The organism is Candidatus Vallotia laricis (assembly GCF_020541325.1).
GTDB lineage: Bacteria > Pseudomonadota > Gammaproteobacteria > Burkholderiales > Burkholderiaceae > Mycetohabitans > Mycetohabitans laricis.
Genome location: NZ_CP047398.1, coordinates 1 through 15,779 on the forward strand (window position 1 = coordinate 1; position 15,779 = coordinate 15,779).

The 15,779-nt window shown below is 41.8% G+C and carries 6 protein-coding genes and 3 pseudogenes; 3 read left to right on the forward strand and 6 right to left on the reverse strand.

Annotation, left to right across the window (positions count from 1 at the left end; translation table 11 throughout):
* Genes GKR41_RS00005 through GKR41_RS00015 form a run of 3 tightly spaced genes read left to right on the forward strand, consistent with a single transcriptional unit; the run spans position 1 to position 9,396 of the window.
* The gene (locus tag GKR41_RS00005; RefSeq protein ID WP_226809545.1) at positions 1 to 3,423 is read left to right on the forward strand and encodes an exodeoxyribonuclease V subunit gamma; all 3,423 of its coding nucleotides are present in this window, start codon (positions 1 to 3) and stop codon (positions 3,421 to 3,423) included.
* On the forward strand, positions 3,404 to 7,129 hold the full coding sequence (recB, locus tag GKR41_RS00010) for an exodeoxyribonuclease V subunit beta (protein ID WP_226809546.1): 3,726 nt from the start codon (positions 3,404 to 3,406) through the stop codon (positions 7,127 to 7,129). The genes GKR41_RS00005 and recB overlap by 20 nt, the downstream gene beginning before the upstream one ends.
* A 47-nt stretch (positions 7,130 to 7,176) precedes the next feature.
* On the forward strand, positions 7,177 to 9,396 hold the full coding sequence (locus GKR41_RS00015; RefSeq protein ID WP_226809547.1) for an AAA family ATPase: 2,220 nt from the start codon (positions 7,177 to 7,179) through the stop codon (positions 9,394 to 9,396).
* A 999-nt stretch (positions 9,397 to 10,395) separates the two neighbouring features.
* Here GKR41_RS00015 and GKR41_RS04000 read toward each other — a convergent pair.
* From GKR41_RS04000 to rpsU, 6 genes and pseudogenes are all read right to left on the reverse strand, one after another.
* The gene (locus GKR41_RS04000; RefSeq protein WP_420885641.1) at positions 10,396 to 10,593 is read right to left on the reverse strand and encodes a hypothetical protein; all 198 of its coding nucleotides are present in this window, start codon (positions 10,591 to 10,593) and stop codon (positions 10,396 to 10,398) included.
* A 59-nt stretch (positions 10,594 to 10,652) separates the two neighbouring features.
* A pseudogene (locus GKR41_RS04005) lies at positions 10,653 to 11,101 on the reverse strand (phosphomethylpyrimidine synthase ThiC).
* A gap of 8 nt (positions 11,102 to 11,109) precedes the next feature.
* Positions 11,110 to 11,283: a phosphomethylpyrimidine synthase ThiC gene (locus tag GKR41_RS04010; protein ID WP_420885640.1), complete on the reverse strand. Its 174-nt coding sequence runs from the start codon at positions 11,281 to 11,283 to the stop codon at positions 11,110 to 11,112.
* A gap of 142 nt (positions 11,284 to 11,425) precedes the next feature.
* Positions 11,426 to 11,835, reverse strand: a pseudogene (locus tag GKR41_RS04015) (phosphomethylpyrimidine synthase ThiC).
* A pseudogene (locus tag GKR41_RS04020) lies at positions 11,809 to 12,238 on the reverse strand (phosphomethylpyrimidine synthase ThiC); the annotation flags it as partial. The pseudogenes GKR41_RS04015 and GKR41_RS04020, both read right to left, overlap by 27 nt.
* A 1,216-nt stretch (positions 12,239 to 13,454) precedes the next feature.
* Positions 13,455 to 13,667: a 30S ribosomal protein S21 gene (gene rpsU / locus GKR41_RS00025; protein WP_225721845.1), complete on the reverse strand. Its 213-nt coding sequence runs from the start codon at positions 13,665 to 13,667 to the stop codon at positions 13,455 to 13,457.
* Between the last annotated feature and the right edge of the window lie 2,112 nt (positions 13,668 to 15,779).

Genomic DNA, 15,779 nt, shown 5'->3' on the forward strand with positions numbered 1-15,779 from the left:
ATGCTTAAATTATTTTACTCAAATCGTTATGAGGTGCTTACCACAGCGTTGCTCAGTGACCTGGAGCACATTGATCACGATCTATGGCGGCCGCAAACGATCATTGTACCGAATATGGCGGTACGCCGCCGACTTGAATTAGACTACGCCGACTGGTTTGGCTTATGCGCAAATATAGAATTTTGCTATCTTCCGCAGTGGTTATGGACACAGATCGCACGCGTTGAAGTAGTACACGCGCCGCAGGAATCTCCTTTCGTACCAGAGCGGCTCGTATGGATTCTTTACAAGCTACTTACCCAGCGCAGCACGATATGCAGCGGAGATAACCAAGATCTTTTATCTCGACTAGATCTATATTTAGCTTTAGCGGACCCAGTAATGATATTTGATCTAGCAAATCGTATATCTCATATTTTTAACCATTATATAATCTATCGCCCGTATTGGCTTTCCCAGTGGCTGACCGGAAAGTCTCTGTTTTCGCTAAATCAGCAGCTGAGCTGCGGTGAACAATGGATAGCCAGTGAAACTCCAATACAGCGCGCTGACGAATCCTGGCAAGCACAATTGTGGCGAGACATTCTGAAAGAGTTAGCGGGCGCCGGAGATGTTAGTCTCGATGTACTCGAACAGGTATCGCCACCTGCGCACCGCTTTTTAGAGATTATATCGAAATTAGATTTAGGTGATGTCGCACGAGCGAATTGGCCGGCGCAGGTCAGCCTATTTGCTTTACCGACAATACCATTATTACATGTGCAATTGCTAAGCGAATTATCGCGCTGGATCGACATACGGATTTATATACTTAATCCATGCCGAGAGCATTGGTTTAATATTATTAAGAATCAACATTCTAATAAGCTGCATGCAGTTGAGCAAATCGATTACCAGAGATTTAGGCACCCATTATTGACTGAGTGGGGGCGGCAGACACAGGCGCAACTCGCGTTGCTTCATGATCATATCGATTGTGCCGTAGCAAGCGTGCGTAGTAAATTCATTGAGGCTTCAGCTAACAGCTGGCTCTCCGTCCTACAGAATTCCATTCTGTCGCCTAAACATCCAGTGTCATTGTTCACCCGACCTGAGCTTGACGGTATTGAGGTGCACGTCTGCCATAGTCTAATGCGGCAGTTTGAGGTGCTCCATAATCGACTGTTAGCTGCATTTGACGCGGATCCAAGTTTGACGCCGGCTGACATACTGATCGTAGTACCCGACCTTATTGCTGCTGCGCCTATCGTGAGTGCAGTATTCGGTATGGTCACGCTGAATGACCCATGCCGGATCCCTTATCGCATCACCGGTTTGCCTCCGTACCATGCTAACGCACTTGCACGAACGCTACTGGATTGGTTGACCTTAGGTGACCGCACCGTTAACGCGTCTGCATTAATTGAATGGCTACGCGTAGATGAGATTGCGGCGCGGTATGATATCGACCCAGTGGCGCTAGAGACCGTGCAAAGGTGGTTAAAAAACGCCGGCGCTTTCCGGTCATTTTCGCCGAACGAACGGCGGGATGTCAATACACCTCGTACTTATCATACATTTTCGGACGCTTTGATGCGGTTATTTCTTGGATATGCTATGCCAGACAACGCACCACCTGTCGCCAATTGGCTTCCAATAGCAATACCCATCGGTTCTGCTGACGCTATGTTACTTGGTCGGCTAGCTCAATTTATTGACGAGCTCGATGCATTTGTGCTTGCATGCACAATACCTAAAACGATTACGCAATGGCGTAACCTGGTAAATAGCGCTATTAAGCAATTCTTTGGTTTTTGTAGCTCAAATTCTAACTCATTAAGTAAACTATTTGCCATACTTAATACTCTTTTCGTGCAAATAGAAGCGAGTGCACCGGACACACTATTACCTGCTGCCGTTTTGCATACGGCACTATTGTCCGCTATGTACGATCCCTCCGGCGGCGGAGTCCCATCTGGTGCCGTAACTATATCGTCGTTATCTAGCTTACGCGGCGTATCGTTTCGTATCATCTGTATAGCGGGCATCGATGACGGAGTGTTACCTACACGCGTGCGTTCGGACGAGTTCGATCTGATGGTTTTATTTGAGCAACTTGGTGACTGGAAATGTCGAGATGATGATCGCAACTTGTTTCTGGATCTCATATTGGCAGCACGCGATACTCTGCTGCTTAGCTATACTGGCCGCAATATCCGCGACAATAGCACGATGCTCCCATCAGCGTTATTAATTGAGTTGCTTGATTACCTCGCGTTATTGAAGTCTGGCAAAGCAGCAAGTGTCGAAGACATTGCATTGGCACATCGCAGCTTTATTACTGAACATCCACTACAGTCATTTGAGCCATCATATTTTTCGATCGCGGGTCCTTTATTAACCTACGACGAAGATCGTGCACAAACAGCTACGGCGATTGCCAATCATGCGTGCCAAAATCGCACTACATCACTGTTTTTTAGCGACGCTTTACCTCCTAATATGTGCGAGACGATAAGGTTAGAAAAATTAGTGCGATTTTGGCACCATCCGCAAAAAGTACTGCTACGTGAAAGACTGGGCATTGTCTTCCATCGCGCACAGACAAAACTGTCCGATATCGAGCCGTACGAGTTCAACTATGCAGCGCGTGATGCGCTTTCCAAGCGCATTTTGCCATTGCTGGTCGAGTCATCAGTATACATAGAGCGGGCATATGAGATTGCGCGCGCACTCCCAGAATTGCCTGGAGGCGCAACCGGACGCGCGATACAGGAGCGCGAGGTAATGACATTAAGTAGGCTAGCTAAAAAAATCCGAGATCGCTCCAGTAGCAAGCTGGAATCTGTTGAATTCTCATTTCGCGTTGCCCCACACTGGCCTAGACAACTTGAATCTGTATCGGAGCTGCTGGATCGGGTGCCGGCATGGAGTGAAACGGTGTTATTGCCGACAATATTGTCTGGCGTGCTAGATAATACAACACATAACGAATTGGTACTCTATCGCTATGCTAGGCCGACGGTCCGTGATTATCTTGATGCGTGGTTGCGCCATCTATGCTGGTGTGTCATAAATCCTCAAGCATCTCGACAGACACTATGGGTTGGACCCGATACACATTTCGTATTTACGATGCCGCAGAATCCGCACATATACTTAAGCGAGTTATGTGCGCTATATCGTGCTGGGTTGCGCGCACCATTGCGTTTTTTTCAAAAAAGTGGATGGTTATTCATGTCTAAGCATGTATCTGCTGCTAATCAAGCATGGTCGAATGACCGTACGGGTGGTGAGCTTGCTGATCCAGCAATCCGGCTCGCGTTGCGTGGCACTTCAATGACACTGGATAATATTTCTATAGTTATTGCTAAAACAGTATTCGAGCCACTGCTTGCACACCTACAGCTGGCAGAGGAACTTCATGACTTTCGACGCGCTTGAACTCGATGTCTTTACCTGCGAGCTTAATGGGGTAACCCAGATCGAAGCCTCTGCTGGTACTGGGAAAACCTGGAATATCTGTGCGCTTTATCTCCGCTTGCTACTCGAAAAGAACTTGCAAGTAGACCAAATCCTAGTTGTAACCTTTACGAAGGCAGCTACCACAGAGCTGCACGCGAGAATACGGTCGCACCTCATGCGGCTTGAAAAATCTCTCGTGCTAGGCGACCCATTTTTAACTGACCTCATCCGCCGTATAGTCGACACCAAAACACCGGAAATGTCTATACAGCAAGCACTAAAACAGATCCGGTGCGCATTGAATGGTTTTGATCAGGCTGCGATTTATACAATTCATTCATTCTGCCAACTTGCGCTTCAAGAATCTCCATTTGCTGCTGTAATGCCATTCGCGCTTGAGATTGAGACTGACGATACTGCGCTGAGATTCGATATCGCCGCACAGTTTTGGGGTGAGCGTGTCGAAACAGAGGCAGCGCGTTCGACGGGATTTGCATACTGGCTCGTTTCTCATGGCGCTGGACCCGCAGTTTTACAGGAGCTACTCGCTCAACGCTTGAGAAAGCCATTAGCCAAAATCATATGGACAGATCCAGTCTGTGATACAACGGTCGATATAACGATTGATTATTTTAAGCGGGCAGCTAATCTATGGCGCGCAGAGCGAAAGCAGATCGAACAGTGGCTTGTTGATTCCTCCGCTCAGTTAAACCAGCGTACACATAAACCCACTCAGATACAAGCTGCGCTAATGGCATGGGAACACTTTTTTGTTCGCGGCGATCGCTGGGCTCCGATTTCAAAGGACGCTTTAAAGTTAACCTCGTCTTCACTAATCGCCGCCACCAAGACTAAATGCAAGCCGCTTATACATGCTTTTTCAGACTATGCGAATGTATTAGTTGCTGCACTCCAGGCAGAGCATGCGATACATCTGCGTCTTTGGTTCTCCCTCGTTCGTGAGTGGTTACATATGGGGCCATTAATTATCGCTCAACGCAAGCGCACGGCACGCATCATGTCGTTCAATGATTTGCCGTCCAACTTGTATTATGCACTGCATGCCCGCAGTGGGCTCGTCGATGCCTTACGTGAACGCTATTCGGCAGCATTAATTGATGAATTTCAGGATACGGATCCATTGCAATTTGGCATCTTTAAAAAGATTTTTGCCCCGCAAGGTCCCTTGTTTCTTGTTGGCGATCCAAAGCAGGCGATTTATAGTTTTCGCGGTGCTGATTTGCATACATACTTAAATGCGCGTACTTATGCTAATGCTAGTTACACATTAGCTGTCAATCAACGATCCGATGCGACGATAGTTGCTGCATGTAACCGCTTATTCAGCAATAACTCGCGTGCTTTTGTGCTCGATGGACTGGACTATTGCCACGTGCGTGCCGGGATAAGGCGGCATCCAAAATTTTTGGATAGGCGAGATCCAATCTCTATAACTGATAGAACTAGAGCAGCTCTAAGAGTATGGTGGCTACCAGATCATCCTTTACTTAATAAGCGTGATGCGCAATACGCTGCCGCTGAGGTGTGCGCGGCAGAGATAGCACGGATAATATGTGACGCGCGTTCTGGAAATGCGACGATTGGCATCAGGTCTTTGACACCAGCTGACATCGCTGTACTCGTGCAGACGCATCGGCAGGGTATGTTAATGAAACAGGTATTCCGTAAATTTAATATCGGTAGCGTTGAATTTACTCAAACTTCCGTATTTAAGACGATTGACGCCGAGCAGTTCGAATACGTGCTTCTAGCAATCGATGCACCAGGTGACTTACAGCGGTTACATGCAGCTTTAGCCACAGACTGGATCGGTTTAGACGCTATGGCATTATGGGCCATGGAGCAAGCTGAGTCAGCTATGACAGAAGTTAATCAATATGATTCAACACACTTAAGTACAAATTCGTCAGCATGGGTGGAGCAGTTTTCTGGCTATCAGCGACTCTGGCAGGAGCATGGCTTTGCACCGATGTGGCGTATCGCGCTACGCGAGCTAAACGTCATAGCGCACCTAGCAAGCACGAACGATGGTGAGAGAAGGATAACCGACATAAATCATCTAACCGAACTAATTCAAGTGCGCGATAGAGAACATCCAGGCATTGCGCCAACTCTATGCTGGCTAAGCGCTAAACGATCGGACCCGGGTATCGGCGAAGATACACAATTGCGCCTCGCATCAGATCGCGATCTAGTCCAGATTGTCACGATTCATAAGTCTAAAGGGCTTGAATACCCCGTAGTGTTCTGTCCATTCCTCAACAATAGCGTATTAGGTGCAAGGCCTCTGTATACTAAATTTTCAGCAGCGCGCGAGTATTATTGCGATGATGGTCTTTCCATTTTGCACTTTGGTTGCGATGGTGAGGAAGCGAAGAGAATTGATTACAGCGTAATGCGCGAACAGGCTGCTGAGCGCGCGCGGTTGATCTACGTCGCAATCACGCGTGCGATATATCGGTGCTACCTTGTGGCCGGAATTTATACGAGCGGTGTTCATGGATCGACGAAGGAGTCGCGACAGAGCATTTTGAACTGGATCGTTGCTGGTGGAGAAATGCATTTTGATACATGGCTAAAGGAGCCTCCTAAGGCGGCTGTATTGGTGGAGTATTGGCAAGCATTGCAGAATGAGCAGGCTGCTAGTGTAATTATTATGCCGTTACCGACAATAGTCAGGCATGATCTACTGTTACCTCCAAGCGATATATCGCAAGTGCCAGTGCGCACGCGCGCGCTAAAGCGTCGTCTTTTTGAAACCTGGAAAACTGTGAGTTTTAGCTCACTCGCTATATCGCAACAGCAGTTATTACCGGATATTGAAAATATCTTGCATGTACGACCCGACCATGATGACCTAACTCAGGTTAATATACATACAATCACATCAGAGTCGGAGACAATGCTAGACAACAGTCAAATCGGACTGGATGCTGACGATATTCTGCGTTTTCCCCGGGGGGCGGCTGCGGGTAACTGTCTTCATCGACTAATGGAGCTCGCTAATCTGCGCGATCCTTTAAGCTGGCCTACTGCTATTGTACGTGCACTCACCGAGCGGCCGGTGAATTCGCATACTTTCAGTGACCCCCAGCTTACTGCTATGATGATGCGTCTTTTGCGGGATATTGCAAATACTCAGCTTGAATCAGACTTTATGCTTGGCGAGATGGATCCATCGCGTCGGTTAACTGAACTCGAATTTGTTTTTCCAATTACGTCGCTCGATATGCATCGGTTTTCAATAATGCTTAGGGAATACGGTATTGTCAGCGAGACTCTTGATCATGGCATGTTACATGGCTATCTGAGGGGATTCATTGATGCCGTGATTGAATTTCAGGGCCAGTTTTGGATTATTGACTGGAAATCAAATTATCTCGGTAACATAGCTAATAGCTATCGTACGCAAATGCTATCATCTTTAATGGATGCCCATGCATATCGACTGCAGGCACTAATTTATACGATTGCGCTGCACCGATATTTACGAGCACGATTGATAGACTACGATTATGAAATACATTTTGGTGCAAGTCTTTATCTATTCTTAAGAGGTGTTCGTCCGAATTGGCCTGGTTCTGGTATTGCTCGATTTAGACCGAGTTTTGCTGCTATTAAAGCGTTCGATGCATTGTTTACAACGAAGCCGAAGAATGCTTAGTTTCAGTAGGAACAAACGATATCTACCATCTCAAGGAGGAGTTAGTAATGTCTAGGACTATATTATCCCAGGCGTTTTCTCGTCGAGCAGCGGCGCTTGCTAAGCATTGCGGCAGCAGCTTCAGCGATGCACGTATCGCTGAAGCTGCTGCCGCAATGCTTAGTCAGGCGCTTTCTATTGGACATGTCTGCATCGAATTAATAGTGCTGGCGCAAAAATTTGGGCAACAGCTTGATATGATCCGTGCATCATTGATCGCAAGCGGTATTGCTATGTGTATTAATGATCATGATCTAATACCCCATTTACCTCTAGTGATTGACAACGATGATCGGTTATATCTTGGGCGTTACTACGAATTCGAGCGGAGACTTGCTAAAACACTGAGTATACGAGCGCGGGCGGAATTTGATAATACGTCGTCTCATGACTCGCATCGGTGGAATAACGTGCTATCTCGCTATTTCGGAAAAACGAGTGGTAGTAATATCAACTGGCAACGCGTTGCAGCAGCTATCGCCTGTTCTGGGCAGCTGACGATTATTAATGGGGGGCCGGGTACAGGCAAGACAACTACAGTCCTTGGAATTCTAGCGTGTTTGCTTAATGATCAACCGAATTTACGCATTGCGCTGGCTGCGCCCACTGGTAAGGCTGCACAGCATATGCTGGAATCATTGGCGCCCCGTAAAAACAGACTAGATAAAAATATGGCTGCTCAACTACCGACTATAGCATATACCCTACATCGGTTATTAGGTAGTACACCAGATGGGTGTTTCCGCTACCATCTACGCAACCCTTTGCCGTATGATGTTATTGTTGTCGATGAGGCTTCGATGATTGACATCGAACTAGCAAGCCGCTTAGTGGATGCCATTGCGCCACGTGCTCGATTAATTTTAATAGGTGATAAAGACCAATTATCTGCAGTTGATGCGGGATCGGTGTTTGCTGAACTGAATGCTTATCCATGCTACACGGGGGAGCGCTCTCAGCGTATTGCACGGATGGTAGGCTGTACAGCTAATAAATTACGAAACGAATTCTCCGAATATGTTTATTATAGCTCACTCAAATATGCTATTTCGTCATCTAATACAGTAGGTTACTGTGGTATGTCAGTCGATAGACGAAATCAATGGAATCGACCAACTACTTTACCAAACTCTAGTATCGCAGAAACGCTACCAATCAAGAAACCCATTAATAATCCGCAATATTGCCTGCCTACGCAAGCAATTAGCTTAATACAGTCTTCTGCGTCGGCGCAAGCTATTATCCCAGAGCAATTTACGGAATCCTCGAAAATTACTACATCGAGTCTGATTGAAGAGCCTAAACAGAGCAATCTATTTTTCGACGTCAACTTGACAGATAGAATAAACATCTATAAACCAGAACCAGATGCATCAAAATCAGTAGTCTGCTTACCGTCGCCCGTGCTTGCTAATTGCGTCGTCTGGTTGCAAACTAATTATCGGTTTAATCCGGACTCCTCAATTGGAAAACTATCCAGTGCAATTCGAAATGGTTTATCTGAAGATGTACTGGGTATGCTCGATAAGACAAATAATTGCGCAGGCTCATATTTTATTGAAGATAGTGGGCCAATACTCAGCCATAGGTCACGCGAATATATTATACAAAGTTTTACATGCTATATAGACTTGCTCATAGGAATGCTAAAAAGACAAAAAATAGAGGCAGAAGCTCTATTTAATTCGCTTAACGCATTTCGTGTTTTATGCGCTGTCCGCGCTGGCCCCTATGGTGTTGATGCTTTAAATAATTGGATTACTATAAAACTACTTCAGCTCGCTCGCTCATCTTTTTCATCGGATACTCAGTGGTTTACGGGCCGTCCGATTATCGTTACACGCAATAATTACGCACTTGGTTTGTTTAATGGAGATATTGGCCTTGCTCTTCCATCTAACGACGGTAGGCTACGAGTAGTCTTCGAACGAGGAGCTGGAAATTTCCAAAGCGTACCCCCGGAAATGCTATCATCACACGATACAGCATTTGCACTAACAGTTCACAAGTCGCAAGGTTCGGAATTTAAACGAGTTGCATTAGTGTTGCCACCTACATATAGCCAAACTTTATCGCGGGAATTAATTTATACAGCTGTGACCCGGGCGCGAACTCAAATAGCGATTATTGGTACGCGTTCTATTATAGAACGGGCTATTAGTACACCAACACGTCGTAATACTGGATTATCAGCTCGCTTGCGATACGCGGCTGTACATAACAATTAACCCCCCGTTATAACAACTTGTAATTTTATTATTTGCCTCAAGTAAATACTTCTTATTTTAATTCATAAAATCGAGCCAGAATACTAAGCTAGACTTTATATTAATACGCAAAAGTTGAATTAGCCTAGAACTAACTGAGATGATTAGTTAGATCGTATATTCTATAGCGTTTATTCTACAGAATATAGTCTGTATGACGACCTAATAAGTAATAAGAATAGAAAGAGTGACTAGTTACGTAGTGCAGTAAAATTAGGTTGATTGTCTTTTTTATGAAAATGAGTTATTTTAGTAGCCGGTTTCAGCGTAGATAAAAAGTTAACTTTAGAAATTTTATGCAATATGCAAGGCTTCTGGCAGCATTAATATTGTTATATATATAAAAATATAAGCAGAGCCTGTATAAGATACACAATTTTTATTACAAAACTTAGCGTAAGGTAGCTAATAACAGAAAAGTTTTAAGCATTTTTCATTATGCTGTTTTTCGCATGCTAACGAAAATATATACAACCGTCTTAAATAAAAGAACATTCTTAAATAAAAGAACATAAAAGAATGCTCACTATGTTAAAACATATTTGCTATAGCACCCCTTCGTAGAAGGGTGCTTAGTTTTTATTAAAATATCTCAATTATATTTGAGTAAATATAATTTACTTATAAAGTATATTTATACTTTATAAGTCGGAATCTATAAAACAGTAAATAATTTTTTGACAAGGAATCAAAAAAAGAGTAAGCCAACTACTTACTAGCCAAGTTAATTCGGGAGGTCTAAATAACCCCACCTAAAGCGCATAGTCTTTAAATAATAGACTTTTTAATATAATTAAACTTGTATACTGACTGTTACTAACATAGTAATATTATGCGGTAGAGTTTTTCATAGTTATTATATTTTTTAATAAACTATAGATTGAACATTTAGCACACAAAACCGAGCAGGATGGTACCTATTACTAGGCTCGTAGAATTGTTGATATCGGTCAATGTAGATTACTGTTTATGGTAAATCTTGGTACCCAAGTTTTTAAACTCATTCGCCTTGATTTCCATCCCTTTACGCAACGCCTCTGCTTCGTTAATACCTTGCTTTTTAGAAAAATCTCTTACATCTTGAGCAATCTTTATGGAACAGAAATGTGGACCACACATAGAGCAAAAATGTGCGACTTTGGAAGAGTCTTTAGGCAGCGTTTCATCTTGAAATTTTCGAGCTTTTTCTGGATCAAGCCCGAAATTAAATTGATTTCCTAGCGGAACTCAAAGCGCGCTCTTGATAATGTATTGTCACGCAACTGCGCACCAGGGTGTCTTTTTGCAGGATCAGCAGCATGTGCAGCTAGCTTATAAGTAATAATACCTTCTTTGACGTCATTTTTATTTGGCAACCCTAGGTGTTTTTTTGGTGTTACATAACATACATTGCCACTCCAATTCCTGAGGTAATATGATTATATCCTGGTGCAATATCGGTTGCTAATGGTCCGAGTGTATAGAATGATGCTTCGTTGCACCATTCTAGCTGCAAATCTATATTTTCCTTGATCAACTGCATCGGCACATGCCCTGGACCTTCTATCATAGTCTGTATGTTATGCTTCCACGTAATCTTTGTTAACTCGCCCAGTGTTTTAAGTTCGGCAAGCTGTGCTTCGTCGTTTGCATCGTAGATTGAACCCGGGCGTAATTCGTCACCCAGTGAAAAGCTTACGTCGTATGCCCCCCCATAATCTCACAGATATCTTCGAAATGTTCGCATAGAAAGCTCTCATGGTGATGAGCAAGACACCATTTAGCCATCATCGAACTACCCCGAGAAACAATTCCCGTCATCCTCTGGGCAGTCATCGGTATATAGCGTAGCAAGACACCCGCATGCACAGTAAAGTAGTTAACCCATTGTTCTGCTTGCTCAATCAGTGTATCATAGAATATTTTTCAGGTTAAATCTTCTGCCTTGCCACGCACCTTCTCTAGCGCTCGGTGAATAGTACAGTACCAATTGGTACTGTACTATTTCGGATTATCTACTCGCGTGTTTCTTACCCGTTGACAGGTCCATCACTGTATCGCCGCCCCAGCGAATTACCCATATCATCTTATCAACCTCTTCGCCGATTGATGATGTGACAACTGAGTTACCAATTTAGCATTAATCTTTATTAGAAAATAAAGTCCGATAATCATCGGCTCAGTTTCCGGATGATTAATATTAGCTGGAATAATTGCACGACTATGCGCAACCTCTTGGCGTACAAATTCTGGAGTGATTTCGAGAAGATAATCGATGCCAGATATCGACATGTCAAATCTTCTACCCCGATGTTGCTTTTCGATTAAATCAGCTAGTTTAACACCCTGTGGTCCGCTGGCATGTAAATTTTCTAGATATTCATAACGACGCTCGTTCTTGCGGATCGAAACAAACTCCATTTCTGGCGTGATAATTCCACGGCGCCCATAATGCATCTGGGTTATACTGACACTAGCTTTAGCTCGTCTAGGAGCGTGATGCAAGCCTGGAAAGCGAAGATAAGTGCTCCCTTAGTCAGCTATATAGTTTTGGAGATATTGGTTGAAGAATCCCTCTTTTAGCTGCTTAGTATCTCTACGCTCTTCAATCCATATCTTGCGTAGCTCCGGTAAGCTGCTACGAATATTAATATTCGCTTCTGGATCAGAATAGGGTCTAGAAGTATCATAGACCGCAATCGGTGGATTTTTTTCACCACCGAAAACAGCTAGTGTATCAGCCTGGCTAATTTCGCGCATCCGGAACCATCAGATCAAGTCGGGATCCCGTTACGTAAATCTTACGAGAATTTGGAAGCGGCATGACCGCCGCATTGTCCACATGTGCGGACTCAGATAAAAACTATGAGTTAGTGGCCATTGACTATCTCCTAGAGCAAGGGCTAAAGTAATATGAAAAATCGGGGAAATAGTAGTCTGGGACAGATTTAGTAACTATTATTAATTGACCTTAGACACTTGCTTGAGCTAGCATGATTTAGCCTAGGTTTAAAGGGTATTTTACCGATGATAAGTAAGTTACCTCTACACTGCAGAGGAGAGTAAAGGTATACCGATTTAAATGCATTTAGAAATCGACCTTCGTTATGCTATTAACTTATCCTTAATGTCTATCCTCTATAAAAAGGAGGGAATATTAATCTAAGTCAATTTCTCCTAAGCTATAGTAGCTAACTATATTGTTTCTTGTAATATCTGAATAATTTAAGACAGTAGCCTATAACATCACAGCTTGCTTTCTCAGGTGCATACAATATAAGTATATTAAATACTTTACTAACCGGGCACTATCCGTACTAGATAGTGATATGCTTATTCCCTTAGGGAGTGCCAAAAATAAGTTATTAATAACTTATTCTTAACTCAAATATAAATATAAGCCGAATTACAGATAAAAAGATGTATTTTATGCTAAAAAAATTATTTATTAAAATAATAAGTAATAAACACTAGAGTTTTTACTCTAAAATAGTATAAACTATAGTGTTTAAATTGCAAATTCACTTTTAAGTCTTAAAAATTTTTCAGGGTGGGCTAAATGTTTGTATTTCGAATACTACGATAGTATCGAAAAACAACCAACTATAATAATACGCAAGCTAAATAATCTAAAGTTAGTAGACTTTACTAGATGGAAAAGCCTCAAATCTTGATACAAGATACAAGAACTTAGAATCAATATTTACAGTTTATCTGCTATACAGTGGCATACATTTTTTATAAAAACCTCATACTTAGATAACATTTACGATTTTTGGCATTACTACTCTATAGTTAATGATAAATAATATATTTTTATTATTTATTGGAATTTATCTAGTTATTTAAAATAAATACACTGTGGCTATATTTTATATACAGCCGGCTTTGTAAGCTACTAATACGAAAGTATATAGTGGCGAGTCTGACTTTACTGTCGAAATATTTTAGTAGATTATCCTAGATAAATAAATTACCTGGTAATGCTATTTCTATACCTAACATCTGCACTAGACTTGCTCACTCGCCAGCCATATTTTTTAGTAAAACTTGCGAGGTGGTAAAGAGCGACGAATCTGTTTGCGCAACCTTGCTACAGCTGCTGCTTTTTTCCTTTTTCGCTCGGCAGTAGGCTTCTCATATGCTGTTCGAGCACGCAACTCTTTGATTAATCCAGTGCTCTCAATAGAGCGTCGGAAACGTCGCAGTGCAACTTCGACGGGCTCATTAGGCTTTGGGATGACAGTAGTCAAATTATTCCTTTAAATAAAATAAAAAGATGTTATATGCTTACAAGAAATATTAATTAAGGTAAGCAATAGCTTGTTTCTAAAACGCACGTTAACACTGCGCTATAACAACGAAAACCGCCAAACGCCCGGAAAACAAATATAAATCTAGAATAGCGTATTATACAGAAGTCATAGTAACAATTATCGTAATGATGTAGTTTTTACCTTTTTATAAAGCTTACACATTCTCCACTATATATGTAATATACTAGTATTACGCTATATCCTATGATCAATCGCAGTTAACTAACAATGTTTTTTATAACAGTGATCATATGTATCCGGTTTAATAGCGATATTAGCTAAATTTAAAGTAATACCTAATATTATAAGTCTTTATAATTTGCCCCACTCTTAATTTTTCCTGTATTTTATCTATTAAAATAGCGCTGTTGGTAAGTTAAATATTTTTAAATAGCTGTTTTAACTTTACTACTAAGTGAGATCTGTAATAGCATTCATATAAAATTTTTATAAAGTTGTACCCATTATAAATATTTAGGAAAAATGCGAAGATAAAAACTTGTCAAGAGTACGTTACGTACGTTCTGAGCAATTAAGAGATACAAGGATATTTGTTATAAATAAATATCCTATAATTTTTTTTAAAGAACTTGTTATAAGTCATAATAACTAATACCGCGATGCTACGGAACCTATTAGAAAAATTTCTATTGCAGAATAGTCTGCGCCTCTTTCTTTAAAGCAAATTTTATAGATTTTCGTACTTATATAAACTGCTTGAACATCAAACTTACTTCTAACACTTATTTGGATATAGTACCATATCTATAGGTACTACTACTAATTAGATAATTAGTAAAGTTCCAGATTTTTCAAGAAATCGTGGTCCCGGGGACCGGACTCGAACCGGTAAGCCGTGAAGCGGCGGATTTTCTTCACACTACGCTTTTCAGCGCCACCAACTTTGCAAAGGCCGATGTTTGTGTGCTGGACTATGCCTTCGCCATTGTACGCTACAACTTGTGACTTTCCGTACCGTGCATTAGGCGCCCTCCGTCTAGTCTCTACACCTTTTTATCAAGTTTAGAATGTTGACTATTTTGGCTCGGCGTTACCTCGGCCCATAACTTATAAAGCCAGGGGTTTCTCCGAATTTGAAGGGTTCTACATCAGCTGTTTCCGACTGTGCACTCAAATTGTTAAGTCCGCTATGTTTACCAGTTTCATCACCCCGGGAAAGAATTTCTTATTGTATCATGAAAATGCAAAATAAAGAAACTGCACTCAATAAATCATACTATAGATTTATAGATATACAAAACTTTATTTACCCTCAAAGGGGGCTTGGATAGAGAGAAGTATCTATTTATACAACGTAGATTGCAACTATAAATTGTGTTGTAGTTACTTGCTAAGTAATAAGTTTTTTTATAAAATATGTTTAATATTTATTAAAATCATCTTTTAAAAAATTACAGACCTAAACTGACTATATCTACAAAAAGAGTACATACAAGCTGATGTACCTAATTTAGGAACCTAGTGAACTGACATATCTTCGGTATTGGGCTAATGCTCTTACTCGACCGTTATCCTTATTAGGGACACATATTAACCTAAGATATTACTTATAATTATAAGATAACCAGATGAGATCGTAGCTGACAGGCTGTTACTAGCTTACTTAACTATTTCCACGAAGGTACTGTTAAAACTGCGGTGCCCCCCCCCTTTTTTCTATTCACATTATTTGTGATTATATGTATTGCTAGGGTAGATAAGTTGTTCGTAGTCTGCTGAGACTAACATGATTTTTATGCAAAGCTCTAAAGCTAAAATGTCGCGTGCTAATTCATGTGATTAGTCAAGGTAGAGCAAAATTATATTGCTAAATAGCATTCTCTTTTTTGATTGTGTAAAAGTAGACATAGTGTCTAAATTAGGATTTTACTTCTATCTACTGCTATTCGGATTGTTAAGCCTCAAGGCATATTGCTAGTGCCTAGCAGCATAGTATTTTTAATACTAAAATCAATAGCTAATCGGTTTCGCTCATAATAAGTGCATTCTTAATATATTCAAGTACGAATTGGCATGGTAGTTACCGAG

Excerpts from the sequence above, each read along its gene's own strand:
- GKR41_RS00005 (WP_226809545.1), top strand. The coding sequence starts at position 1 with ATGCTTAAATTATTTTACTCAAATCGTTATGAGGTGCTTACCACAGCG.
- recB (WP_226809546.1), top strand. The coding sequence starts at position 3,404 with ATGACTTTCGACGCGCTTGAACTCGATGTCTTTACCTGCGAGCTTAAT.
- GKR41_RS00015 (WP_226809547.1), top strand. The coding sequence starts at position 7,177 with ATGTCTAGGACTATATTATCCCAGGCGTTTTCTCGTCGAGCAGCGGCG.